Origin of the sequence: Richelia sinica FACHB-800, assembly GCF_014698825.1 — a bacterium.
GTDB lineage: Bacteria > Cyanobacteriota > Cyanobacteriia > Cyanobacteriales > Nostocaceae > FACHB-800.
Window position 1 is genome coordinate 96,762 of record NZ_JACJTT010000008.1, and the last position, 26,153, is coordinate 122,914.

General features: G+C 40.6%; 23 protein-coding genes and 2 tRNA genes. 12 read left to right on the top strand and 13 right to left on the bottom strand.

Annotation, left to right across the window (positions count from 1 at the left end):
- Positions 1 to 103 precede the first annotated feature (103 nt).
- The 3 genes from H6G73_RS08875 to H6G73_RS08885 all read left to right on the top strand — a co-directional run bounded on the left by H6G73_RS08875 (position 104) and on the right by H6G73_RS08885 (position 3,098).
- Entirely contained in the window at positions 104 to 2,350 is a 2,247-nt protein-coding gene (locus tag H6G73_RS08875; protein ID WP_190603418.1) for a GAF domain-containing protein, read from the top strand.
- A 60-nt stretch (positions 2,351 to 2,410) separates the two neighbouring features.
- Positions 2,411 to 2,482 (top strand) — tRNA-Lys (locus H6G73_RS08880).
- Positions 2,483 to 2,516: 34 nt separating this feature from the next.
- On the top strand, positions 2,517 to 3,098 hold the full coding sequence (locus H6G73_RS08885) for an Npun_F5749 family FMN-dependent PPOX-type flavoprotein (protein WP_190603420.1): 582 nt from the start codon (positions 2,517 to 2,519) through the stop codon (positions 3,096 to 3,098).
- Positions 3,099 to 3,115: 17 nt separating this feature from the next.
- Here H6G73_RS08885 and cysE read toward each other — a convergent pair whose 3' ends face one another.
- Together cysE and H6G73_RS08895 are read right to left on the bottom strand one after the other, a co-directional pair.
- The gene (cysE, locus tag H6G73_RS08890; protein ID WP_190603422.1) at positions 3,116 to 3,883 is read right to left on the bottom strand and encodes a serine O-acetyltransferase; all 768 of its coding nucleotides are present in this window, start codon (positions 3,881 to 3,883) and stop codon (positions 3,116 to 3,118) included.
- A 272-nt stretch (positions 3,884 to 4,155) separates the two neighbouring features.
- A complete protein-coding gene (locus H6G73_RS08895; protein ID WP_190603425.1) occupies positions 4,156 to 4,740 on the bottom strand; it encodes a TetR/AcrR family transcriptional regulator in 585 nt (194 codons plus the stop codon).
- 120 nt (positions 4,741 to 4,860) lie between these two features.
- Between H6G73_RS08895 and H6G73_RS08900 the strand changes: the two genes are divergently transcribed.
- From H6G73_RS08900 to H6G73_RS08910, 3 genes are read left to right on the top strand one after another with little or no spacing between them, the layout of a single operon-like run.
- Positions 4,861 to 5,535, top strand: a complete 675-nt coding sequence (locus H6G73_RS08900; protein ID WP_190603427.1) for a GNAT family N-acetyltransferase — start codon at positions 4,861 to 4,863, stop codon at positions 5,533 to 5,535.
- Between the two features lie 19 nt (positions 5,536 to 5,554).
- The gene (locus tag H6G73_RS08905; protein ID WP_190603429.1) at positions 5,555 to 6,421 is read left to right on the top strand and encodes an alpha/beta fold hydrolase; all 867 of its coding nucleotides are present in this window, start codon (positions 5,555 to 5,557) and stop codon (positions 6,419 to 6,421) included.
- Positions 6,422 to 6,479: 58 nt separating this feature from the next.
- Positions 6,480 to 7,178, top strand: coding sequence for an SDR family NAD(P)-dependent oxidoreductase (locus tag H6G73_RS08910; RefSeq protein ID WP_199317659.1), 699 nt, complete (start codon positions 6,480 to 6,482; stop codon positions 7,176 to 7,178).
- Between the two features lie 66 nt (positions 7,179 to 7,244).
- Here H6G73_RS08910 and H6G73_RS08915 read toward each other — a convergent pair whose 3' ends face one another.
- The 4 genes from H6G73_RS08915 to H6G73_RS08930 form a co-directional block, all read right to left on the bottom strand.
- Entirely contained in the window at positions 7,245 to 7,505 is a 261-nt protein-coding gene (locus H6G73_RS08915) for an NIL domain-containing protein (protein ID WP_190603430.1), read from the bottom strand.
- 70 nt (positions 7,506 to 7,575) lie between these two features.
- Positions 7,576 to 8,415: a sulfate ABC transporter permease subunit CysW gene (gene cysW, locus H6G73_RS08920; protein WP_190603432.1), complete on the bottom strand. Its 840-nt coding sequence runs from the start codon at positions 8,413 to 8,415 to the stop codon at positions 7,576 to 7,578.
- On the bottom strand, positions 8,402 to 9,271 hold the full coding sequence (cysT, locus tag H6G73_RS08925; protein ID WP_190603434.1) for a sulfate ABC transporter permease subunit CysT: 870 nt from the start codon (positions 9,269 to 9,271) through the stop codon (positions 8,402 to 8,404). Before cysT ends, cysW begins: the two co-directional genes overlap by 14 nt.
- 92 nt (positions 9,272 to 9,363) lie before the next feature.
- The gene (locus H6G73_RS08930; RefSeq protein ID WP_190603435.1) at positions 9,364 to 10,497 is read right to left on the bottom strand and encodes a sulfate ABC transporter substrate-binding protein; all 1,134 of its coding nucleotides are present in this window, start codon (positions 10,495 to 10,497) and stop codon (positions 9,364 to 9,366) included.
- A 394-nt stretch (positions 10,498 to 10,891) separates the two neighbouring features.
- On the opposite strand from H6G73_RS08930, the gene H6G73_RS08935 reads away from it, so the two are divergent.
- Positions 10,892 to 11,974 carry a sulfate ABC transporter substrate-binding protein gene (locus tag H6G73_RS08935; RefSeq protein ID WP_190603438.1) on the top strand — a complete coding sequence of 361 codons (1,083 nt, stop codon included), beginning with the start codon at positions 10,892 to 10,894 and terminating at the stop codon, positions 11,972 to 11,974.
- 455 nt (positions 11,975 to 12,429) lie between these two features.
- The gene (locus tag H6G73_RS08940; RefSeq protein WP_190603440.1) at positions 12,430 to 13,632 is read left to right on the top strand and encodes a response regulator; all 1,203 of its coding nucleotides are present in this window, start codon (positions 12,430 to 12,432) and stop codon (positions 13,630 to 13,632) included.
- Here H6G73_RS08940 and H6G73_RS08945 read toward each other — a convergent pair.
- Positions 13,629 to 14,408, bottom strand: coding sequence for a class II glutamine amidotransferase (locus H6G73_RS08945; protein WP_190603442.1), 780 nt, complete (start codon positions 14,406 to 14,408; stop codon positions 13,629 to 13,631). The genes H6G73_RS08940 and H6G73_RS08945 overlap by 4 nt on opposite strands.
- A gap of 269 nt (positions 14,409 to 14,677) precedes the next feature.
- Between H6G73_RS08945 and H6G73_RS08950 the strand changes: the two genes are divergently transcribed.
- The 3 genes from H6G73_RS08950 (at position 14,678) to H6G73_RS08960 (ending at position 17,779) form a co-directional block, all read left to right on the top strand.
- Entirely contained in the window at positions 14,678 to 15,637 is a 960-nt protein-coding gene (locus H6G73_RS08950; RefSeq protein WP_190603524.1) for a metal ABC transporter substrate-binding protein, read from the top strand.
- 121 nt (positions 15,638 to 15,758) lie between these two features.
- On the top strand, positions 15,759 to 16,091 hold the full coding sequence (locus tag H6G73_RS08955; protein WP_190603444.1) for a hypothetical protein: 333 nt from the start codon (positions 15,759 to 15,761) through the stop codon (positions 16,089 to 16,091).
- 389 nt (positions 16,092 to 16,480) lie between these two features.
- Positions 16,481 to 17,779 (top strand): Tudor-knot domain-containing protein, encoded by a 1,299-nt coding sequence (locus tag H6G73_RS08960; RefSeq protein WP_190603447.1) that lies wholly within the window; start codon positions 16,481 to 16,483, stop codon positions 17,777 to 17,779.
- 178 nt (positions 17,780 to 17,957) lie between these two features.
- On the opposite strand, the gene H6G73_RS08965 is transcribed toward H6G73_RS08960, so the two are convergent.
- From H6G73_RS08965 to H6G73_RS08975, 3 genes are all read right to left on the bottom strand, one after another.
- Entirely contained in the window at positions 17,958 to 18,497 is a 540-nt protein-coding gene (locus H6G73_RS08965) for a L,D-transpeptidase (protein WP_190603449.1), read from the bottom strand.
- Positions 18,498 to 18,959: 462 nt separating this feature from the next.
- Positions 18,960 to 19,472: a L,D-transpeptidase gene (locus H6G73_RS08970; RefSeq protein WP_190603451.1), complete on the bottom strand. Its 513-nt coding sequence runs from the start codon at positions 19,470 to 19,472 to the stop codon at positions 18,960 to 18,962.
- A 76-nt stretch (positions 19,473 to 19,548) separates the two neighbouring features.
- Positions 19,549 to 20,181 carry a bifunctional 4-hydroxy-2-oxoglutarate aldolase/2-dehydro-3-deoxy-phosphogluconate aldolase gene (locus H6G73_RS08975; RefSeq protein WP_190603453.1) on the bottom strand — a complete coding sequence of 211 codons (633 nt, stop codon included), beginning with the start codon at positions 20,179 to 20,181 and terminating at the stop codon, positions 19,549 to 19,551.
- A gap of 179 nt (positions 20,182 to 20,360) precedes the next feature.
- Here H6G73_RS08975 and H6G73_RS08980 point away from each other — a divergent pair, with 179 nt between their 5' ends.
- Positions 20,361 to 20,612: a hypothetical protein gene (locus H6G73_RS08980; protein WP_190603456.1), complete on the top strand. Its 252-nt coding sequence runs from the start codon at positions 20,361 to 20,363 to the stop codon at positions 20,610 to 20,612.
- Here H6G73_RS08980 and pabB read toward each other — a convergent pair.
- The 3 genes from pabB to H6G73_RS08995 all read right to left on the bottom strand — a co-directional run bounded on the left by pabB (position 20,603) and on the right by H6G73_RS08995 (position 25,956).
- Positions 20,603 to 22,738: an aminodeoxychorismate synthase component I gene (gene pabB, locus H6G73_RS08985; protein WP_190603457.1), complete on the bottom strand. Its 2,136-nt coding sequence runs from the start codon at positions 22,736 to 22,738 to the stop codon at positions 20,603 to 20,605. The genes H6G73_RS08980 and pabB overlap by 10 nt on opposite strands.
- 672 nt (positions 22,739 to 23,410) lie before the next feature.
- Positions 23,411 to 23,484 (bottom strand) — tRNA-Met (locus H6G73_RS08990).
- A 141-nt stretch (positions 23,485 to 23,625) separates the two neighbouring features.
- Positions 23,626 to 25,956 (bottom strand): peptidoglycan DD-metalloendopeptidase family protein, encoded by a 2,331-nt coding sequence (locus tag H6G73_RS08995; protein WP_190603459.1) that lies wholly within the window; start codon positions 25,954 to 25,956, stop codon positions 23,626 to 23,628.
- Positions 25,957 to 26,153 lie beyond the last annotated feature (197 nt).

Consider the following 26,153-nt stretch of genomic DNA (forward strand, 5'->3'; position numbering starts at 1 on the left):
GGGTTAAGACAACTTAGCTTTAGGCGCTAAGAAGTATTTTTAACAGTATTAATAATGAAGAGAGCGCCTATAAAAGTTATAAATATAACATAGGAACTCTTCCATGAATAGCCATTCAGTAAAATCTATCCCAGATTTGCCAAACACCGCACCGCCATTTTTTACTACAGCCATCGATGAACTGAGTAGCAGCGAGCAATTTCTTCTCAGTATGTACGATTCTGTGCAGACATCGATTTTTATTGTGGATGTATTGGACAATGGGGACTTTTGCTATTTAGCACTGAACCCCACCCATGAGCGATGTTTGGGACTGCGTTCAGAGGAAGTACGGGGGAAAAGACCAGAGGATATTCTTTCTCCTTTAGATGCGGTGCGGGTGCGTCAGCGTTACATAGATTGTGTGCGGTTTGGGCAAACCATGTCCTATGAACAATGTCTGCATTTTCAAGGCATTAGAACATGGTGGAGTACAACTCTAACACCCTTGCGGGATCATCAAGGACGAATTTATCAATTAATTGGCACCAGTAAAAATATTACTCATTTAAAACAAGCAGAATTAGCAGGTAGAATCCAAGCAGAACGAGAACAGTTGTTAAAGGATACTGCCAATAGTATTTGCCAAGGTGAAGAGTTAGAGGTAATTATTCAGCAGACAGTTTTAGAACTGCGGCAGATGCTAGAGTGCGATCGCCTGATGGTTTATCATTTAGTAACCCAGGAATCTGGAGAAATTATTGCTGAATCTACCCTCAAGCCAGAAATTTCTTTATGGGGACAAAAAATTAATGCTCCCTGCTTTTTAACAGAACACCAAGAACATTATAAGCAGGGTTCCATTCACGTTGTTGAAGATATTGCCGCTACGGGTTTACATCCTGGACAAAGAGATTTTTTGGCAGCGATTCAAGTTAGAGCTAACCTTGTAGTACCCATTATCCAACAACAAGATTTATGGGGATTATTAATAGCTCAGTATTGTTGGGAACCACATCAATGGCAACAAAGTGAAATTGATCTCTGCAAACAAATTGCATTGCAACTAGGAATTGCTATTCTACAATCAAAACTACAGCAACAAGTTCAACATTTGCAATCTCAGTTGGAATTGCAAACACAGGAACACCACAGGCAATTACAGCAACAACAAGAATTTCAAGCTTTATTATCCAAGATAACGGAAAAAATCCGCGATCGCTGGGATGTACAACAAATATTACATATAGTTACCCAGGAATTAGCCGAATTACTGCAAGTTGAGCGTTGCTACATCGAACTCTATGATGGTGAAAAAACTACCACCACAGTTAGCAGCGACTATTGCCCAGATGCTGACTACCACCAAGAATCAAGCAAACAGATTCTAGACTATCCCCATATTTATCAGCAACTATTACAAAAACAGCCTTGGCAATGTGCAGAAATCATCGCTGGGTGGAAACCTACATTAAAATTCGTCAGCCAGCTAGCCTGTCCTATTTTCGATGCACAAGGCATATTTGGCAATATTTGGCTTATCAGGACTAAAGAAGAAAAATTTGCCCCATTAGAGATTGGCTTAGTAGAGGATATAGCCAACGAATGTGCGATCGCTATTCGCCAATCCCAATTATACGCACAAACCACAGCCCAGGTCAGAGAACTAGAACAACGGGAACGCAGTAAACATGAATTTCTCAAAAACCTATCTCAAGAACTACGCACACCCCTCACTAGTATTAGCCTAGTTGCTCAAACACTGGAAGGTGTACTTACCCCCAATGGCATTATTGATTTAGACCTAGTACCCCAACTTCTACAAATTCTCCATAACGAATGTGGGAGAGAAAATAATCTCATCAATGACTTACTCACCCTAGCATCTCTCAAAACCGAACCAGACCCCCCCACATTCATAGAAATTGAACTATCAACATGGCTTCCTCCCATTGTTGACTCTTTTCGAGACGTAGCGAATTGCCAAAAACAAATATTGACATTCACCATTGCCGAAGATATTCCCTCTTTTCAAACAGATATTACCGATTTAGAGCGAATTATCACCGCACTCATCAGCCACGCTTGCCAATGTACCCCAGCTAACGAGTTCATTCAAATTTCTGCCAGCGGGAATGAAAAACTCATAGAAATCAAAATCACCAACTCTGGGATAGAAATTTCTCAAAGCGAATTATCCCAAATCTTTCAGCCATTTCACCACATTACCAAAAATGACCCTTGGAAGTCCACAAACACCGGCTTAGAACTGACCTTAGTGAAAATCATGGTGCAGCGTCTAGGAGGTTTAATTCATGTAGACAATACCGAAAATAAGCTGAATTTTACATTACAATTCCCCATTTCATAGATTTTTGACCTAAAAGACTAGCGCCGACAGTGAAAGTTTGCTATGATTACCTTCATGTGTGGGTGACTAGCTCAACGGTAGAGCATCGGACTCTTAATCCGCTGGTTCTGAGTTCGAATCTCAGGTCACCCACTGCCTTTTAGAATTCGCCAATCTTAAATTCAAAATGTCCCTTGCACCTTGGCGAAGTCTAGTTACTAGCGCCCTGCATCGTAACCGCAGTCTTGTATATTCACGCTACGTACAACTGGCAACGATTAGAGAGAATGGATTGCCAGCAAATCGGACTGTTGTGTTTCGTGGGTTTCTGGAAAATAGTAACCAGTTAAAGTTTATTACCGATATTCGCAGTGAAAAAGCTGAACAAATACAGCAAAAATCAGGTGCTGAGGTTTGTTGGTATTTTCCCAACACAAGAGAACAATTTCGGATTAGTGGCGAATTAATTTTAGTTAGTGCTAATTCTCATCCACATTTACAACCAGCAAGAATCAAAATGTGGCAAGAATTGAGTGATGCCGCACGGTTACAATTTGTTTGGCCTGAACCTGGTCAAGCTAGGGTGAAAGACCCGCAAGCATTTGCACCACCAGCACCAGATTCTACTCAACCTGTAGAAACTTTTTGTTTGCTTCTACTCGACCCCATACAAGTTGATCACCTAGAGTTGCGGGGTGAACCACAAAATAGATGGGTTTACCACCTTCAGCAAAACCAAGAATGGTCTACTCAAGCGATAAACCCGTAGTTTTTGACTTAGGATTTTTAGATTCCTGCACCGTCTAGAAATTCCTGTATGGCCTTATCTCGGAGGTTACACACAAGGGGAGTTGATTGTGGTAATTTTTCCTCACTCAACATAAAGTTACCTGCCAAAACAGGTGTTTTGATTGGGGTTTGAGATTCCTTAAGGGTTTGGATTTGTTCTTCTAAGGATTCGATGCGGTCAACTAAAGCGCGAATAACTTCTGCTTCTGAGTCTGGTAAGTTGTTGTGTTCTAGGGGAGCAACCCGAACTCCTGAACGATAGATAATCCGACCGGGTACACCGACAACTGTGCAGCTAGAGGGAACGTCTCTCAACACAACTGAACCAGCACCAATGCGGACGTTATTACCAATTTGGATATTACCTAAAACTTTCGCACCAGCACCAACGACAACATTTTCGCCTAAAGTGGGGTGACGTTTACCACTCTCTTTACCAGTACCCCCCAAGGTGACACCTTGATAAATGAGGGCATAGTCCCCGACAATGGCCGTTTCACCAATAACGACTCCCATTCCATGGTCAATAAATACCCCCTGACCAATTACAGCCCCTGGGTGAATTTCAATGCCAGTTAAAAACCGAGCGATGTGAGAAATCAGCCGGGGGATGAAGGGAATACCAATACTACGCAGCCAGTGGGCCAGCCGGTGGAACATTAGGGCTTGTAAGCCTGGATAACAAAACAAGACCTCCAACCAATTCCGGGCAGCTGGGTCACGTTCAAAGATGATGCGAAAGTCGGCACGCAGTGTAGATAGCACGAGATAGTACCCTTGGAAAGCAAAACGAGCTACTCTCTCATCTTATCGTCACTGGTGTTGTAATGTTTCATCTTCAGGAGTTCAGGAGTTCAGAAGTTCAGAAGTTCAGAAGTTCAGGAGTTCAGGAGTTCAGGAGTTACAGAAGTTCAGAAGTTCAGGAGTTCAGGAGTTCAGGAGTTCAGAAGTTCAGAAGTTCAGAAGTTCAGGAGTTCAGGAGTTCAGGAGTATGGCTACGCCACGCTGCGCGAACAGGAGTTACAGAAGTATGGCTTCTACCGATGGTGATTCAGCAAGGTTTCCACTAAGATTTGAGCCGTTTTCAATCGTTCTGGGTCTTTAGATTGAGCTACCCACGCAGCTAATTCATTGAGAGAACCATTGACTAAATGGGCAAAACCTTCTGCATCAATGGTATTGAGTTTTCCCTCTTGGACGACTGCTTGAATTGCCTGATAGAGCAAAGAAAATCCATACTGGTCAAACTCAACTAAGGTGTCTGCGGCTAAGACTGCTGGGGCTTCAATGTAGACTAACCGTCGCAAATCTCCTTGCTGGGCAATTTCTAAGAATGCCTGACAACCAACAACTAACTGTTCCCATGGGTCTTCTATGGGTTGAACTTTGGCGATGATGTATTGTGTCATCTCGTCGTAAGCTTCAGCTACCACAGCTTTAAAGACCCCTAGCTTATCTTTGAATTGGTGATACAAAGCTCCGCGAGTAATTCCCAAGCCGTTGATAATTTCCTCTGTTCCAGTGGCTGCATACCCTTTGGTGGCAAATAAATGACGCGATCGCTCCAAAATGGCACGACGGGTACGCAGGGTTTGTTCGGCTTTGGTGAGTTTGACGGACATCTTAGCTAATTACAAATAAACATTCATGCAGTATGTATCTTGACAAGAGAAAGAATGTCTCTGTATTTTAGATACATACAGATTGTATCTTTTCTGAATATGCACTTCCAGGAAATTGTCATGCCAACTGGATTGAGTATCCGCAATGCCACGAATGCAGATATCTCTTTTCTGGCAAGAATAGAGTATGAAGCCTCTCTACCACCGTTGAATCGCTGCTTTTGGGAAGATATGTTACATGACACAGATACGGGTGCATTGCCATTTATTGAGGCAATGTTAAGAGTAGGTGGTGGTAACTGGGGTAATGTGGGAGATTTCTGGATTTTGGAAGATTCAGGTAAGCCAGTAGGAGCGGCAGCAGGTTATACACCTAATCATGAGGACTACTGCCCGTTACGTCTTTCCTGTTTGAAAAAGATAGCGCAAGATTTGGGATGGTCTGTAGAAACGACCATAGCCTTTAGCGATCGCTATGAGCAATATTGGGGAGGAAATTATCAACCCGTGTTTCTGACACCCCAAGCCCCTTGGATCATTGAAAATGTGGCAGTATTGCCAGAATATCGAGGTCGAGGACTGGGAAAAACTTTACTTCAAGCCTTGTTAGCAGTGGGGCGTTCACAACAGCATTCTCATGTGGGCATCATGGTTATCAACGGCAATGATGTTGCCCGTCACACCTATGAATCTCTGGGCTTTCAACCTTACGAAACCTTTTACGCTGCATATTTTCGCGATCGCTTTCAGATCGAATTTCCAGGGGTAACTAAATTCGGTCTTTGTTTCAATTGAAATGGATTAATTCTGGTAAATGTCTGATCAAAATATCACTGTTGCGGCCACCAAGCTAGTCAAAGTTAGAGGTGTGGAATATGCCATCACAGATACAGGTGGTTCCGGCCCACCAGTCATGTTGCTGCATGGCTGGCCCGACGACAAAAGCCTATGGCGATATCAGATAGGTTATCTACATACACTTGGTTTCAGGGCAATTTCTGTAGACTGGATTGGTCATGGAGAGAGTTCAGCACCAGCAGATGTAAGACGATACCATGTAACTCAACTAGGTGCTGATACCATTGCCCTACTGGATGAGTTGGAAATAGAAAGAGTACATCTCATTGCCCATGACTATGGGGCTACAGTCTCTTGGGAAACAGTAGCTAATTACCCCCATCGCTTCCTCAGTTATTGTGCAATATCTGTGGGACATGCCGTTGAGATTCTGCGAGATATGTTGATGGGAAATGTTCTACATTATCTGTGGCTGGTTTTGCATGGTATGGATCAAGCTAGTAGATATTGGTATCTGAGTCATGGGGCCAAAAGGTTTAAAGACAAATTTGCTTCCCATCCTGATGGCAATAGAATTTTAGCCAAGCTGACTGATGGCAGTGATTCCCGGTTCTGGACGATATGGGAGCGAGCTAATCCCGCTAGCGATGTAATTTACCGCCACTTCTTAAGAGAACAACGTCATAAAAGAATAGTTGTACCGACTATGGGCATTTACAGCCGTAATGATGAATGGATGACACAAGGACAACTTTCTCGTTGTTACCAATATGTGGACGCAACATGGCGGTATGAGTCCATTGATGGTGGCCATTGGGTGCCGTTAGAGCGACCAGAGGAAATAAATCAGATACTTGGCTCATGGCTAGCAAGGGTAGGGTAAAGCAATGATTATCTACTGCATCAAATTCCAATTTTGCGGCAATTAAACAGGTGAAAATATGATGTCTTTGGGGACAATTCTTGTAGCTGGTGCTAGTCGGGGAATTGGGCTGGCTGTAGCTGAACATTTAGCATCCAAATCCCAACGTTTGGTAACTGTTTCTCGGACAGCTGCACCTTGGGGTGAATGGGTTCAGGCAGATTTATCGGTATTAGCGGGTGTGGAAAAGGTCGCCCATGCCATTGGCAGTGATCGCTTGGATGCCTTGTTATATATGGGCGGAACATGGGAGAATCACGCCTTTACCAGTCACTACAGCTTTGAAAATTGCTCTGATGCAGACATCACCAGAGTGATCACCGTAAATTTATTAGCTCCCATTCGTTTGGTTAAAGCCTTGTTACCTGCTCTAAGACGGTCAGATAATCCGAAAATTATTTTTATGGGTTCACTTTCCGGTCGTGATAACTTTTCGGGAAGAGAAGTGGCCAACAGTGCTTCTAAATTTGGATTGCGGGGTGTGGTGCATTCATTAAGGGAGGAATTGCGATCGCAGCAAATCGGTGTAACAGTGATTAATCCTGGTAATGTTGGTACGCCAGAAGTTCTAGCTGATTTGGCAGCCCATAATCTTTTGGGTGGTGAAGCAATTCCTTTAACAGACCTGTTAATGATTATTGATTGTATTTTGTCATTATCGCGTGCAACTTGTATCAAGGAAATTGATTTGCCTGCAATGTTAGGTGAAGGAGCTTGAACAGTGAAATTCTTGTGGGGGGCAACAAAGCCCACCCTAAATTAAGCAATTTAAAAGCCCATGAGCTTACCAATTACCAACTTTATTTTCGTCCCAAATTTCTAACTCCAATTCTTGTAAATAGGCGAGTCCATTTTCAACTTGTGCTGCTGTACCTTGTAAATCTAAATCGAACCAACCATCACCCACTGCGTTTGCTGCTAGTAGTGCAGCACGAATATTGATAATGAGTCCGTATTGAGATACAAGGCGAGAAATTACAGGTTCTTGGTGATAGTCAGTTGGTATTCTCAAGCGAATGCGTTTATTTATAGTTGCATCAGCCATAAAACCCCGTGCCTAATAATTTTGATATATTCCTCAGATTGTTGCGATCGTAATTAGGGAAAATTACGAATTATTCCACATCCTTAATGCGGGTTTTGCGTTCCAGAATCTCCTTCAGCACCAAGGTTACTACTGCTAATAAAGCTAACAATACAGCGGCTGAAAAAGCAGCTTCCGTTTCATATTGTTTGTAAGCGTCTTCCACAAACAAAGGTAAACTCTGGGTGGTACTAGCAATGTTACCAGAAACCACAGAAACTGCACCAAATTCACCCATGGCTCTGGCGTTGGTTAAGATGACACCGTAGAGTAAGCCCCAGCGAATACTTGGTAAGGTAACACGCCAAAATATCTGCCATTCGTTAGCACCCAAAGTTTTAGCTGCTTCTTCTTGGTCTTTGCCAAATTCTTCTAAAACAGGAATAACTTCTCTGGCCACAAAGGGCATACTGACAAAAGCAGTAGCAAGTACCATCCCAGGAAAAGCAAAGATTATTTGGATGTCATGGGATTGCAACCAAGGGCCAAACCAGCCATTTCTGCCATACAGAAGGACAATCATTAAGCCGGCAACGACTGGTGAAATAGAAAAGGGCAGGTCAATGATACTTAAAACTATAGCTCGGCCGGGAAACTTGTAGCGAGCGATCGCCCAAGCTGCACAGAGACCAAATACTGTGTTTATTGGCACGGATATTAAAGCCAACAGTAGGGTCAGCCATGCTGCATGGAGAAAGTCAGCTTTATTCAGATTGGAGAGAAAAGGCCCAACGCCATTTTTGAAAGCTTGGACAAAAACATTAATTGCTGGAATATATTGAACCAGAGCTAGGTAAGCGATCGCAATCCCAATCAACAAACCAGGAATCCAACTCTTTTTTTTCCTGCCTATTTGCTTATCTGTTGTCATATCTTCTTGACCACGCTTGTAAGAAATTAATTGCCAGTAGCAACACCAAAGAAATGGTCAGTAACACCACACCAATCACCGTTGCACCAGAATAGTCGTACTGTTCCAAACGCTGGAAAATTAGTACAGGTGCAATTAAATCTTGAAATGGTGTATTCGAGGAAATAATCACCGTTGAACCATACTCTCCCACCGCGCGGGAGAAACCCAAAGCTACACCAGTCAAAATCGTTGGGAATAAAGGTGGTAAAATCACCTTCCAAAAAGTCTGCCATTGAGAAGCACCCAAACTCCAAGCTGCTTCTTCTATTTCCTGTTCCATTTCTTGCAGTACAGGCTGCACAGTTCTGACAACAAATGGTAAAGAAATAAATACCATTGCCACTGCTACCCCTAACCGGGTAAAAGACACCTTGATGCCTAATGGTGCCAGTAAAGAACCAAGCCAACCATTATCACTGTACACAGTTGCTAGAGTTAAACCTGCGACTGAAGTTGGCAAAGCAAACGGTAAATCGACTGTGGCATCGACTAAACGCTTGAAGGGAAAATCGTATCGCACCAACACCCAAGCCACCAAGGTTCCAAATACGCCATTAAGCAAGGCAGCAAAAATAGAAGTTACAAAAGTAACATTATATGTTGCCAATGCCAAAGGACTAGTAGCTATTTCCCAAAACTTAGATGGAGGTTCCGTACTAGCTTTCAGAAACATAGCCCCAATGGGCATAAACAACATGAAAAACAAGTAGAAAATGGTAATTCGCCAAGTCCAAGGTAGGTGAATTACATAATCTAAAAACACTTTCCAGCCAGGCTGTTTTTGATCCGCATCTACGGTAGGCAATACAGTCATATAATAAGTAAAACTTTAGCAAAATGATTTCTTGTTACAGTTATTCAGTTGCCGAATTTTGCTCCTAGCAACTGACAACTGAATCCTTCCTATCAGCGTTTGATTTTAGCTTGAATTTGGTCAAAAATTCCGCCATCAGCAAAGAACTTCTGATCAACCGCAGACCAACCACCAAAATCATCAACTGTACCCAAAGTTTTAACCGCAGGGAATTTATCTACTACTTCTTTGCTTTTAGCAACCGATTCATCCACCGGACGGAAGCCTAATTTGACAAACTCCTGTTGTGCTTCTGGAGTGTAGAGAAACTTGACAAATGCTTCTGCAACCTCACGGTTGCCATGCTTATCAACATTCTTGTCAACTAACGCAATGGGATTATCAATAGAAATGTTTACATCAGGCACAACATAATCAACTTTTTCACCTTTTTGTTGTGCTAACACCACTTCATTTTCGTAGTTAATCAGAACATCTCCTTGACCCTGTTTAGCAAAAGCATCTGTAGCTTCTCGTGCATCTTTAGCCAGAATAGGAACGTTTTTATAAACATTAGTGACAAACTCAGTAGCTTTCGCATCATCACCACCAGTTTTAATCACTGAATTCCACAAAGCTAAAAAATTCCATTTAGCCACACCGGATGTTTTCGGGTCAGCAGTAATTAATTTAAGATTTTCCTTGGTCAAATCAGCCCAAGTTTTAATTCCTTTGGGATTACCTGCACGAGTAATAATAGCTGCTACAGATTTAGAGACAATTCCATTATTAGGAAATTCCTTTTGCCATCCAGGTTGAATTAGTCCGGCTTTCTCAATTTTCTCTGTATCACCTGATAATGCCAAGTGGACAACATCAGCTGCCAAACCATCAATTACCGCACGAGTTTGGGAACCAGAACCACCATAACTTTGTTTGAAAGTGACATTTTGGTTATGTTCTTGTTTCCATTTTTCCACAAATTTAGGAATGATGGCTTCATGGGCAGCTTTTGTCACCGCGAAAGAAACAAGAGTGACTTCTACATCTTGCTTTTGACTAGCTGCTGGACTTTGAGTAGGGGAACTATTCTCATTGCTACCGGTGCAAGCTGCCAGGGTAACACTGAATAGGACTCCCAGTAAAAACAAAGACACAAAGCCTTTGAGGGAATTAGACTTGAAGCGACTTGTTATATTTTGCACAGCACTTAGTAATTGTCTAAGTGGACGTTGCCACACACTCATTACTATTTCTCCTTCGATCTCCGTTAATTGATAGACATATCGTCACTGGTGAAATCATTGCGGAAGATGATTGCAGGCATCAAAAAATATCTGCAATCCAAAACTTCACTTTGACGATAGGGAATATGGGGATTGTATCAGGTTCGGGGTACTATTGCGTCCCTGTATGAATTTTTTCTGAAATTACGTCTTTTTATATATAAAACTTATTTAAAAGATTAAATATATATTTTTATCATATATTCTCGTTATCCGGTCGATTTTTTGTGGTTTTTGCCCTGCTCAACTATTGATTTTCTGGTATTTCATCTGATACGCTCTTTTTCTAGTCAAATATTACTGCAATTCGACCGACTTACAGTAGTTTATTTCTTTACCAGATGAACAGCATCTCATGACTCATAATTCCCTGAACACCACTAAATTCTTTCCCACATCCCAGACTTATAAAACATCAGCACTAATTCTCTCAGCTGGCTTGAGTGTTACCTCTCTTTTGCCATTACCTGCTATAGCGAAGCAACAATTAATTAGCCAAAGAGGTAAGAGGGTAGAAATTACTTTGGTTTCATATGCAGTGACTAAAGCTGCTTATGAAAAAATCATTCCCGATTTTGTGGCCAAATGGAAACGAGAAAAAGGTCAGGACGTAGTAATTCGTCAAAGCTACGGTGGTTCTGGTTCTCAAACCCGTGCTGTAATTGATGGCTTACCAGCAGATGTAGTCGCTTTAGCCTTGGCTTTAGACACAAAAAAAATTGAACAAGCAGGTTTAATTAACCCTGGTTGGGAACGAGAAGCACCAAATAACTCAATTGTGACTCGTTCTGTTGTGGCCTTAGAAACCCGTCCTGGTAACCCCAAAGGCATTAAAACTTGGTCAGATTTAACCAAGCCAAATGTGAAAATAGTTACTGCTAACCCGAAAACTTCTGGTGGTGCCAGATGGAATTTTTTAGCTTTGTGGGGTGCTGTGACTAAAAATGGTGGTAATGAGTCCCAAGCATTTAATTTTGTGAGACAGGTATTTCGCAATGTTGTAGTTTTACCTAAAGATGCACGGGAATCAAGTGATGCCTTTTACAAGAAAGGTCAGGGAGATGTGTTACTGAATTATGAGAATGAGGTAATATTAGCTGCTCAACAAGGTAAGACAGATACTTCTTACGCTGTACCAGCAACGAATATTTCCATAGATGCACCCGTTGCGGTGGTAGATAAAAATGTGGATAAAAGAGGCACTCGTGAAGTTTCTGAAGCCTTTGTCAAATTTCTATTTACTCCCGAAGCACAGCGTGAGTTTGCCAGAGTTGGTTTTCGACCAGTTAACTCTACTGTAGCTAAAGAAGTACAAAATAAGTTTCCGAAAATTTCCCGACTCTATACTGTCGGTAACTTGGGTGGTTGGGATGCTGTACAGAAGAAGTTTTTTGATGATGGTGGTGTGTTTGATCGGATTCAAGGTGGCCAACGCTAATTTCTGAAAATTTACTTAATTCTGGATTTCCTTGTGGGGTTTATTCCATATTTTCACGATGGCAGATGTCAGCGTGAATTTTTTATATCAATAGCAATCTCAGTATTAAACAACATTTTTTCAGTCTTCATCCTGAGAAAGGTGAAATATTTAGCATTTTTTCATTATGCAAATTTTTCATCATTTATCAGATTTTTGGGAATAAGTACCCAGGCAAAATTAATTGCACATAGTTATTGAAGAAAAAATCTCTGTAAACCTTACCTGTTCCCTGTTCCCTGTTCCCTACTTCCTCTCCTAACTATGAAATTTATTTTGCACGACTACTTATCACTGAACTAACAGCCGTGTTTATACTGTTTTTTTTTCAAAAAATACAACTTAGTGTTAAGTTAGGTAAAGAAAACACCGTATAAATTAATTTATTTCTGATTCATCCCATTTAAGCTGTAACTATGAATAATGTATACTTATTTACATCTAATCACCTCTTCAAGGAATTAGACAATCTAATTCAGTTGCAATACAGTGGCAAATTGGAAATTAGTAATTCAAAAAAACACAACTGGTGTTTATATTTTATTCATGGTCAAATAATTTGGGCAACTGGTGGGACGCAAGCCTGTAGACGTTTACGTAGACATTTAGTATTTAATATCTATCATCTTAAATGGCAGGAAATTGTTGCTGAAATAGAAGACTTAGCGCTAGATTATTGGGATTATCTATTAATAGGTAAGTTATATAAACAAAATCGGATTAGTCAAGTCCAAACTAAATCTATTGTAGAAAATATAATTAGAGAAGTTTTATTTAATTTGGCTCAAAATATTCATGGTAACAATTTAATTTATCAACAAGTAAAAGATGAAATTATTGCCTTACCAATTAATTTGACCAATGCAAATATGTTTTTGAAGTATATGCAGGAATCTTGGTTAAATTGGGTTAAATCTGGATTAACTAGCATTTCTCCTGATTTAGTAGCTGTATTGCGTCAACCAGAACTACTACAACAGGAAGTGACACCTTTAGTTTATAAAAACTTGGAACGCTTAATCAATGGTCAAAATAGTCTTTGGGACTTGAGCGTTACCATGAAGCAAAATGTGTTGCAAATCACTCGCTCTCTGTTGCCTTTTATTCGTCAAGGTATAGTAGAGTTAATCACAGTTCCCGATATACGTGTACAAGTTAATTCTGTTGTATTTCCTCAGAAATTAGGAGCCACAAATCAGGCAAATTTACCTTTGATAGCTTGTGTAGATGATAGCCCACAAATATGCAAAACTATGGAGCAGATAATTAGTGGAAAAGGATTAAGATTTATCGGTATTCACGATTCTCTACAAGCTTTACCTATACTAATTCAAAATAAGCCAAATTTAATTTTTCTAGATTTAATTATGCCTGCTGTTAATGGCTATGAAATCTGCTCACAATTGAGGAAAATTTCTATTTTTGCTCAAACACCAATAGTGATTTTAACAGGTAGTGATGGTGTCTTTGACCGGATGCGCTCTAAAGTATTTGGTGCTACTGAATTTATTAGTAAACCTGTGGATAAACATCAGGTACAGAAGATATTAAATAAATATTTATCTCGACAAGATACTGAAGAAACTACTATGCCGGTTAATTTAGCTTTTAGTTACTAAGGTGAGGCAAATGTCTGGGGTAAGCCATCTTGAAATACTAGTAGTTCTCCTGGTTGTATTGGTGTCCATACTTCATTATCTGTTAGGGGTGTAGTGGCAATGACGGCTACGCGATCGCTTGGTGTGGTTAATTCGCTAAAATCTACAGTCATATCCTCGTCAATCAAGTGAGCAGCAGCAAATGGTGCTTGTCTGATGATGTAACATAATTTACTTGAACAGTGGGCGAAAAAATGCTCACCATCAGATAGCAAATAGTTAAAAACACCAATCTCTGCTAATTTTTGACTCACTTGTAGCAGTACATCATATAACTTGGCTAGTGAGGGTTTTCCCTGAGGAAAATTTTCTCGTAAAGTATTGAGGATTAAACAGAAGGCTTTTTCACTATCAGTATTCCCAACCGGTTGAAAGACCCCAGAATTTTCAGGTGCAAAATCTGGTAAATTACCATTATGAGCAAATACCCAATACCTTCCCCATAGTTCGCGACGAAAAGGATGACAGTTTTCTAAAGCTATTTCACCTTGAGTAGCTTTGCGAATATGAGCTATGACATGGGTAGAGTGAATGGGATAGCGTCGAACAAACTCTGCAATGGGAGAATCTACCGAAGGTTGAGCATCGAGAAAAATTCGACATCCTTTTCCTTCAAAGAAAGCAATTCCCCAACCATCGCTATGCTCATCTGTTTTTCCCCCTCGTGCAGAAAAACCTTCAAAGGAAAAGCAAATATCCGTTGGTACATTGCAATTCATTCCCAGCAATTGACACATTAATTTTTCAGTTCTGAAAGTCTTGTTTTTTATTTTAATGGTTTAACTATAGCAGTCCTGTTTGGGGTGTAAATGTATTGGTGAATGCAGGGAAAAGGATATGCAGGAAAAATTTGATGATCAGACTTACCTGTAACCCAGATATTTCATGTCTTCAATAAATGGGAGGATTATTTAAGACTTTTGTTCACAACTTGGATATATCAATCAGCATGAAACACATTTCCTTCCCCCCTGCTTCTGTCCAGCTAGGAACTAACAAAACCCAGATGGTGAAACAAATTTTTGCTCAGTTATCTCTAAGAATACTTATACCTCTAGCTTTATTCGCTTGTAGCGCTTCTAACACCCAAGAACAAAGTGATGGTAAACCAGAAGTGGTAGCGACTAGCACTATTATTGCTGATTTGGCCCAGGAGGTAGGAGGGGAGGAAATTAATCTGATAGGAATTCTGAAACCAGGGACTGACCCTCATGTCTACGAACCTGTACCAACGGATAGTCGCGCTTTAGAAAAGGCCAATTTAATTTTGTATAACGGTTATAACTTGGAACCGGGAATCATTAAGTTAATGAATGCCACTGGAGGGAAAGCACGGAAGTTAGCGGTGGGGGAAGTAGTCAAACCCTTACAGTTAGATAAAGGAAAAGGAGAAATTGTACCCGACCCTCACGTGTGGGGAAGTGCAGAAAATGCGATCGCGATGGTGAATGCTATTCGAGATGCTTTAATTGAATTATCACCGGAGGATCGGCAAAAGTTTACCGATAACGCTTCCCAACTCACCACAGAATTACAACAGTTACATACTTGGGTACAACAACAAATCCAAACTATTCCCCCAGCTAAACGTAAACTTGTGACGACCCATGATGCTTTTCAATACTATGGTAATGCCTATGGTCTAGAAATAGCAGGAACATTAATCGGCATTAGTACAGAGGAACAACCAAGTGCCCAAACTGTCAAGAAGTTAGTAGAATCAATTAAAAAAATAGGTGTACCAGCGATTTTTGCTGAAACAACTATTAATCCTGCTTTAATTAAAACTGTTGCTCAAGAATCCGGTGTGAAATTAGCTGCAAATCAACTTTATTCTGATTCTATAGGTGCTAAAGGTAGCAATGCTGATAGTTACATCAAAATGATTGTAGCTAATACTCAAACTATAGTTGAGTCTCTAGGTGGTAAGTACACTCCTTTTGTGTCTAAGCAAGAATCAAAATAGCATTTGCCCACTTATTCGTCGCTAGGAATACCCCAAACTCTCTCTTGTGAAAGAACTACTTGTATCTAATTTTTTTTAGATTGGTAGTAGTAATCGGTCAGGTATTTCCTGTTAAAAAAATATGAATAAGGAACATCAAGAAAACCATCTTGAACAACCAGTGAGTCAAGATGAGTTTTCTAAAACTGAACCAAACGTTAAAAAAAGAAAGTTAACAGCTAATCCTGGAGATAGAATTGCAGATGAACCTCAATCCATAGAAGAGAAAGCTCAACAAGTTGCCATAGATGTTCCTGATATTACAGGTGACCAAATTAAAGTACCCACATATTTTGTTGTTGAATATCCTGATGGGACAAAAAAAGCACTACATCATGTGAAAGATGCGGAAGAAATTTCTGATGTGATTCGTCAAGCCAGAATGGATGAAAATGGTAATCGTATTTGGTGGTGACAATTCTTATTTGGTGTTAATTTTGATTCAATAACTACTTAGAGATGTTAACTGTAGCGTCTCTATTTTATTAGATAAAATTATCACCAGTATTAAAATATTTGTTTTATGTTTTGTTTTTTTCTCTCGTTAATTTTATAGCAGATTGGATGCAGGTAAAAATGCTAAAAGCCTTTAGGAGTATAAGTTTTAGTTGTAGCTAATATCCTAACTGCCTTGTCTAGAGCTAGATATAAAATTCATATAAATTTTTATGTTTAAGGTTATTTCCCAGCCAATGTGGGGAAATATAACAATACGGTTCATTGCCAAGCCTTCAGTTGAGCGATCGCATCAACTTGTAGCAAATGCCCTGAATCCAGTTGTTGTGCTAGGAATCCTTTAGTTCTATGGATAAATCAATTATTCAGTTAGTTGACGAATTACCAACGGATAATATTACTATCAAGGTATTAAAGGCGATAGATTTCGTTGTTCCCAATAATTGGAACAATTTGGTGGGTTTTGACAATAGTGTTCGCACCATTACAGGAGAAACAGATCCCAAGGTAATTCAAAAAATTCGCGATCGCGCTGTTTCCTTATATCATGATCCGCAAAATAATTATCAATTTGTAGTCAAACTTTATCAAACCATTGATAAAGCCGATGCAGCAATGGGAACTGCGGCTTTAGCTAATAAAGTAGCGGAAAAAATCAACTTTCTGTCTTTCATGGGTAACATTACCCCTAAAGCAGACCTGACACAAACAATTGATTTAGTCCTGAAAATAGCAGTAGAAATTATTGCTTTCTGCAAATTAAACGGCATTCCTCAACCCAACCCCCAGACATTTGCTACTTCCTTAGCTAATAACTATCAAGATGCAGCTTTAATGCGAATGGTAGCGTTAGTTTGTCTAGATGGAATTTTACCCTTAGGGCCGGATTTCTTGATCAAAATTCAAGAAACCATTAGTGGTACCAATGCTAGTATTATCACTGACAACCCCGTTTTCTTATCTGTAAACAGCGCTATTCCTGGGAATAATCCCGCTGATAAACTCGGCTTTATTTCTCAAGGTTTTAGCTCCGTTCAAGGCTGGATGAATGGTTTAGTTGCTAAGACAGGAATTACCCCACAATCTATTTCCAAGAGTCTGGGTAACTTTATTCAGCTTGCTGATGATAATTTAGATTTCGTGGCAGCATTTTTAGATCAAACTACCAATTATTATGAACATACAGGTATCCAAACTGTAGCCCGTAGTTTGATTTTAAAAGCTCATGCTTTAGTCAAAGAAGAAATTAAACAAGATGCTCCCAAAGCTACCCCAAATGCTGCTGGAAATGGGACATCAGCGAGTTTTGCCGTTGGTGCAACTGTAGAGGTTTGGGATGAAGACGATGAAGATTGGTATGAAGCCACAATTAAACAAATAAAAGGTAAAGAATACTTTGTCCATTACACTGGCTATGGTTCATCGGATGATTCTTGGATTGACGAAGATGATATTCGTATTCGCAACCATGAAGCAGCAGATAAAAATGGCTTTGCTGTCGGTCAAAAAGTAAAATGTTGGGATGATGACGAAGAAGAATGGTATTCAGCCATCATTCAAGAAATTCGCAAAGGACAGTATTTTATTCGTTACGTCGATTATGATTCATCCTACGATGAATGGGTCGATGCGGATGATATTGTTTAGGTAATTTTAGTAGGAGCGAAGCATTAGAAAGAAAGCATATAGGCACAACTTAATAATTGATGGCCACAATGCTTCGCTTGTAATTTATTCACACTAAATTACCTTACCTGTTCAGTAGGTCAATTTAATTGAAAATCAAATGTCATCTTTCAATATTGACCTACTAATTAAATTTTTTTCATCGACGCACTACAACCTTTGTCCCCACTCTAGTCCAATTGTAAATTTTGCGAGCTTGTCGGACAGGTAAGTTTACACATCCATGACTGACCGGAGTACCAAAACGATTGTGCCAGTAAGCGCCATGAATAGCATAGCCCCCATAAAAATACATGGCGTAAGGAACATCGGGAATATCGTAACCTCGACCGCGCATTCGGTGAGTACGATACTTAGAATTAATAGTAAACCGACCCAAAGGTGTGGGTGTAGAACGTTTGCCGGTGGAAGTGCGGAAGGAGTATACTAGTTTCTTTCCTTCCCAGGCCCGTAAACGTTGTTCCGATAAATCAATTTCAATCCAGCGAGGTTGGGAGATTTGTTTATTGTAATCTTCTCTGATAGTATTTGAAGCTACCGAAGCAGCTGAAGCGGTGGCTAATTGAGAGTCAACTGTTGTTGGTGATGACCAAGAAAGCAAAGTCACCAGCATTAACGCTGCACCTGTAAATACACTTCCAGAACAACGCATCAAACCACTACGAATGGAGGTTGACATGACGCTATCACCTTCTAGTTATGCGACAAAATTGTGAGTTTGTAGATGGGGTATCTAAAGCAACTTTTGTGGCTAAAGCTTTGTCTACCCTGCTATTTCAACGATTGTGAGCGGCTGATTTATGCCGTTACTGGTCATGATGGAATCCTGAGAAATTTCCTGCGCGTTTCAAGGTAAAGTCCCTCATCAGAAGGCGAACAAATAGATTTTTATGAGCAGTCCCACGAATACAAATGTCAATTGACTCAGGATTTTTGAGGATTTACTTTAACTTCTAGTCAGCAGAGATTGTCCTTAGCCTCTATATTATTTATTTCCATTTCTAGAAAGATGATTCCGGAGTACAAAAGTGTTGAATTGTCTGGATTTGTTGTGATTAATTTTGTCAACATTTCTGAAAAAATCAGTAGAACTGTTGACCCTGACACTATCCTCAATTCAACACTTGATTTTGTAGGTATTTTATTTTTGAATCACTACTGGTGTGCCGACTTTTGACCAGTTGAATAACCATTTAGCATGATTGGGAGCTAGATTCACACAACCGTGACTGACTGGTGTACCAAAACGTCTATGCCAGTAAGCACCGTGAATGCCATAGTTACCGTCATAAAACATCGCATAGGGTACATTGGGTACATCGTAGCCTCTTCCCCGCATCCGGGTAACTTTGTGCATGGATTGGATTTTAAAAGTACCTATACGAGTGGGAGTTGCTCGTTTACCAGAAGAAATGGTAATCGCGTAAACAGGTTTGTTTCCTTCCCAAGCAATGAGGTTTTGTTTAGCTAGATTAATTTGAATCCAACGTTGATCAGATTTTTGTAGTTGAGCAACAGCTTGTTGAATTTTCCCAGTTTTAGTATTAGGTATACCAGTACCGACGACTGGATTAATAACTGTTAAGGATACTACTGCACTGGTCAGTAATACTTTGAAGGGACGCACCCAGTCAACACAAGTTAGGTTTTTCATGGCAAACACACTCCCCCTTTGTCCTGTTTCTCTGTGTATGGTGAAAACAGGTGTGATTGTTTAATGATTCCTGTTACTAATTTAACTTGATTAGTAAGTTTCTGGCTTGTTGAGCGATCGCATCCCAGTTTTCTTTTTGTACACAGTGTTTAGGAAATAATTCTCCACTTAAACCCACTGCCACTGCTCCAGCTTGTAAAAATTCTTTAGCATTATCCAGGGTGACACCACCAGTAGGAACTAAGGGAATATGCCCAAGCGGCCCTTGTAAACTTTTCACATAGCTTGCTCCTCCCACTGCCCCTACAGGAAAAACTTTCACACAACTAGCACCCAGATGATGAGCAGTAATAATTTCTGTCGGTGTCAGCGCACCTGGAATGATGGGAACACCTTTAGCTACTGCGGTTTTAATCATCTCTGGATCAATATGGGGAGTGAACAGAAATTGCGCTCCTGAAGCGATCGCATCTTCTAACTGCTGCACATTAAATAACGTCCCCGTGCCAATTACACAATGAGGTAAATCTGCACGGAGTTGACTGATTAACTCCCCCGCGCGATCGCTATTCCAGGTGATTTCAATTAGCTGCATTCCCCCCGCAACCACAGCTAAAGCCATTTTTTCCCCTAATTCTTTTTTGGGAGCGCGAATCACAGCGATCGCTCGGTATTGTTGCAACAGTGATAACCAAACTTGATTAGACATTTTGACTGTGATTGATAACCAAGAGGTAGAAACACCTCCTTTAAAAGAGTGACATAGGAGCAGCATTTTTCATTCCTGCTTGCTGATCAAATCCATCTATGTCATACTGAATATATACAACATAAAGTCTATCGAATTACCGTATTTTATTTTTGTCCCAAGTTAAGAGTGAAAGCAAAATGGCCATAGCACAGGAAAATATAGCATCAACCCTAACCATTGCAAAAACCAGTCCAACCCTCACTACAGCTAGCGTCTGGGAAATGGTACACAGACAAATACAAAGATGGCTATGGCATTCCCATGCTTACGGCACAGTTTTGGGAGTTTTGCTCCTCACAATAGCAAGTTTGATTTTTTTGACCATCCATTGGCTTTACCGCTTACTGTTTACTCACCAAGCACAAGAAACAATGGAACATCAACAGTAATAAGCAGTTTCCCTATCTACAATTTGGTATAAATCGGGGTGAAATTCACCATGCACAGTCATAATTAAAGCCTGGATTAAAGCTTGAGCCTTCAGAACAATCTCTGCAAATTCTGCCTCTGGTTCAGATAAAGCCACAATTCCACCCCCAACCCCAATAGAAGTTTGATTAGGAGTGAGAATTGCCGTCCGAATGACAATATTCAAATCTGCTGCACCATTCACCCCTAAAAAACCAATCGCACCTGAATAAACACCCCGTGCTGCTGATTCCAATTGATCTATAATTTCCATTGTTCTCATCTTAGGTGCACCCGTCATAGAACCACCAGGAAAAGCCATCTGAATACAATCAGTAGCTCCCATATCTGGGCGTAAACAACCCCGAATAGTTGTTACCAACTGGTGTACAGTAGCATAAGTTTCTACATCCATTAATTTAGGAACTTCAATACTACCAACTTGACAAACCTTGCCTAAATCATTGCGTAATAAATCCACAATCATCAAATTTTCAGAACGGTCTTTTTCACTATTTTTTAGCTGTTGATAAAGCATTAAATCTTCTTCAGGAGTTTTGCCCCGTGGCACAGTTCCCTTAATTGGTTTTGTTTCCACCCAACCTTGAGCATCAATTCTTAAAAATCGTTCTGGAGAAGAACAAGCAACAGCCAAATCACCAAATCGCAAAAATGCTGAATAAGGTGCAGCATTCACATTTCTTAATACCCGATAAAATGTCAGCGGGTCTGGAGTTGTATCAGTAGTTAACTGATTAGTTAAACAGACTTGATAACTTTCTCCCTCATAGATTTTCTGCAAACATGTTTGAATATCATGGAGATAATGCTGTTGAGAACGTTGAAAACTTAAAATTACTGATTTTTGCGAATCATTTGAATGAATCGGCTCTATTGGTAACAGATGATGTAATTGTTTTTCTATCAAATCAAACCAACTATTAGCATCATCTATTTCTCCCTGCTCCGCTAAATATAATAAATAAGTCTTTTTCTCCTCATGATCAAAAGCAATAATGCGATCAGCCAAGATAAAAAAAGCATCCGGCAATTCAGAAACATGCACTAAATTGGCACCACATTCTGCCTTTAGTTCATAACCAAAATAGCCTACAAATCCACAATTAAAATCAAATGGCAAATGATCACAGCGACTATAACGGCGAGCTAGTTCACTTCTTAAATAGACAAAAATACTTTCTGTGCGCTTAATTTCCCTTCCCGATTGCTGAATAATTAGTTGTTGGTTATGAGTATGGTATTTAACCACTAAACTCTGTGGACTGCTGGCACTGCCCATAAAAGAAAAACGAGATAAACCAGATTCTAAATAACTACTATCCAGCCAAAAAGCAGTTTTTTCTGTTGCAAACAAATTCAAAAATACTTGTTCTGAATCTGGATAAATATCTAATTCTCGACTATAAACTTGAAATTCTGATGTATCCTTGAGGCTTTTAGCTTCATCAACTTCCAAACTTGTATCTAGGACAGGAATATATAACTGAGGCGCTGATTTTTGGTGAATAAATTCCTGAGTAATATCTCGGAAATTGGCTAATATCATACTTCCATATTCAGAGCAAATTGACTCTGGATGGAATTGCACACCCCAAAATGGGAAATGACGATGATGCAAACCCATGACTACACCTGTGTCAGTCCAGGCAGTTTTTTCCAAACAACTAGGTAAATCATCAGCAACAACTAAGGAGTTGTAACAAACAGCCGAGAAAGGATTAGGAATACCTTGAAATAATTCAGAATTCTGATGATAGATTTTACTCAATCTACCATGTCTAATTTCCGGGGTATGAACGACACTAGCACCATAAACATAACCCAGTCCTTGATGACCAAGACACACACCAAGTAAAGGTACTTCTATTTCTTGCAAAACTTGACTACAAATACCGAAGTCCTCAACATTCTCTGGACGACCGGGCCCAGGAGAAATGACCACATTATCAAAAGCTAATTGTTTTAGCTCTTCCCACTTCAGTTGATCATTATGAATTACTAGGGGAACTACTCCATTGACTTGGGCAATCATCTGATACAAATTAAATGTATAAGAATCATAGTTATCAATGAGCAGTGTTCGCACTTGATTTTTCCCCGTGATCATCTTTTTGGTTTTAATGCTTGTAATTAATTAAATAAGCTAATTCATAGAGAAAAATTCTATGTATATACAGAAATATCAATTATTTCGTAGGGTGTGTTATGCCAAAGGCTAACGCACCGTTAATCACTGCTACATGAACATTTCTCAACTTAGATTATATTTAGCATCGGCTTACTTAATGTCTATCAAATTTTATTCAGTTTCATCAATCAATTATCTGCAAAACCGCCAATCAACCCAAGTCAAATGCTGATATCATGGCAGCAACTTCAGTATAGACATATGTAATACCGTTTCTTCATGAAGCTGCGCTTAATTCCTTTCATTCTTTCTTTGTGTCCTTTCCTTCGGAACGCTCTGCGTTAGCGGAGCTTTCGCTTTAGCGATACGTGGTTCGTTATATAATTTGGCGCGTCTATGGCTACGCCACGCAAGCTATCATCCAGAATTGGTATAAATCAATCTAAATATTCAAATAAGATTGGAAAAGCTAGTGAAGTGATAAAAAAGCTCACATCCTTTCTCCATACAATTATCTTGAAGTAGAATATTTATTTACCCATCGAAATCATTATTTAAGCCAAAACGCCGCATAGTCTTTCTATAAATTTGACTATCGGCTGCAACATTTAAATAAATCATTTTTTAAAGTGGCTCAGGTCGGATTTGAACCAACGACCCCAGGCTTATGAGTCCCGTGCTCTAACCAACTGAGCTACTGAGCCAGGTTTTTTATCACCTTTATTAATATACCATACCGCTAAGATGATGACAATAGTTTGTTGAAAATTTTTAGGAACCAAAAATAAAAGAGGGAGCTAAACTCCCTCAACGAACAAGGCAATTTTTGCGGTTGTGAACAAGTTTTAAACTCGTTCTGGCAGGAAAGCGATAGGGTTAGTAGCGCCTTTACCTGCGGGGTGGATTTCAAAATGGCTGTGGGGACCGGTGCTAAAGCCTGTGCTACCCATAGTGGCAATTTGTTGTCCTTGTTGTACCTGTTGACCTACTTGCACTAAAATGCGGCTGTTGTGTGCATAACGAGTCAAACTGCCATCAGGATGGCGGATATCAACTAGGTTGCCATAACCACCGTTATTCCAACCTGCTTTTTCTATGACACCAGGGGCTGAGGCATAGATGGGTGTACCAACACCGTTGGCAATATCAATACCTCTGTGCATTCTGCCCCAACGCCAACCATAACCAGAGGTGAGCACACCTTTAGCTGGCCAGATGTAAGCTGAGTTGGAGGTAGAAGGTAAAGAAGGATTGGTGTTTTCGTCGATGGCTCTAGGCAGGTAGATATCTACTGCTGCCAAAGGTGGCAATTGGGGAGATACTTGAGTACCTCGTAATTTGCCTAAGGAGTCAGAGGCGTTGTTCACACCTACTGATGGAACTGGAATTTGAATGCCAGAAGAATTACGAGCCGAGTTCCATCCATTGTTAGGTGCTTGGTTAGGCACAAATTCTGGATTAACTGGCTCGTTCACTGGACGATTCATCCGCAGTAAAGGTTTCTTCACGGGTTCTTCGCTGTAGCTGGGCAATATTGGCCGAGGTACAGGGATAGAAATGGCAGGTGCGGAGAAATTGCGGTTAGAGATGGCAATATTGCTTCTTTTCACCACGGGAGCTTGGATACCTACACTCTCTGATTCAGACAGGGTAGATACGGTTACACCTGTAACACCGTTTTGTTGATTGCGATATTTTTGCCGTAATCTTTCGATTTCAGCTTGTAAGTTGCGAAGACGCTCGTTACCTTTATTCCTAGCTACCTTTTGGGGTTGCTTATTTTCCCGTTGGTAATCAGCAAAAGCGGTAGGAACTGGGCTATCTCCACCCATACCATAGGAGTTGGCAGGGGTGGGGACTGGTTCTGGTGCGATCGCAGAATTATTAGCCTGAGTCTGATTGTTTGGTGTGACTGGGGTAGGAACTGTAACGCCGTTCTCGGTAGCTGGGATGTTGATGGGAACAGAATTATCGGCAGCTATCGATGTGGGAATAGTAATACTGCTGTTGTTAGTACCAACTGATGGCTGTGGAGCTATAGGGAAACTGGGGTTGATACTAACTTGATTAACAGGTGCAGTTGGTAGTTTGGTATTGCTGCTCTTGACCTTGCTGGAGGGAATGATTAATTTCTGGCTGATTTGCAGTTGGTTAGGATCGCTAAGATTATTAACCTTGACTAATTCTGCAATGGAAGTCCCATAATTTTTAGCGATCGCTGCCAGTGTATCTCCCGGCTGAACTTCGTAGGTAGTTGGTGCCGACTGGGCAATCACTGTTTCTTTTACTGGTGCAGGTGCGGCTATTTCCTGCTTCAGTGTCTGTGCTTTTTGGCTTTGTTTTAACCGGGCAATCAGGTCAGAATTAGCTTCTGTTACACCTGCTGCACTAGGTACTGTTGTTGCTGCTATGGTGTTTGGCTGTGCTGGTGCCACACCTGTTGCTGGTAAATTTGTGGACTCCTCAGACCGCAACTCCGCCAGACTTTCTCTTAAACGGTTCGATTTTTCCTGCAAGCGATTGAGGGCAAATTCTTGCTGCGCTTTCAGTTGAGCATTGACGCTGCTGCTTGCGGTTTCTTTGTTCTCTCCTGTTACGGGTGCAGTTGTGCTGCTAGCAACACCCTCAGCGGGAGAAACTTGCACTGCTGTCTCTGGCAGTTGATAGGCTTTTTGCTCTGTAGACAGAGATACTAATTGATGCGGCAAACCAATTGCATTTCTGTTGGCTACAGCTGCATCTGCACCTGCTTCTGTTGCAGAAACTGGTACAGCAATACTGTTGGCTAAAATTTGCCATTTAGCTTCAAGCCCAGGCACTTGTGAAACTGCTGTTGGTTCCACAACGATAGGATTTTCAGGCACGCTCGCTGATGAGACGGCTTGGGACTCCAGCTGCGTGGCGGCAAATTTGAGTTCAGTCTCAGAAACAGCAGGAATAGTTGAAGCTGCTTTTTGACTGCCAACGGGAGCCGCTGCTTGGGCTTGATCGCTTTGTCGAGTCACCAAAAGGCTGGTTGCTCCCATTGAGATTGCTAAACCAATCATGGCAGCTTGAGTCCGCACCCGGCGGTTAGCTTTGGGATTCATCTCGTTTAAATGCTCTACCGGGGCATCATCGCTGCTAGGTTTATTATTCAACACAGCCTTCACTCTCTTTTTCAATGCTCGTTTCAAAGACGACCTCCTATGATCACTAGCGCTTAACTGACCTTGATTTTCAGATGGATAGGAATCTATGAGACAGATCACACCAAACAACCTATCAAGATCACATTCACCAGAGATACTTACGCAAGATTAACCTGCTTCTCTGATTTAGACAAGTTCACACCAGTTCGTAAAACGTAAAGTTTACTTGGTGCCTTGCCTAA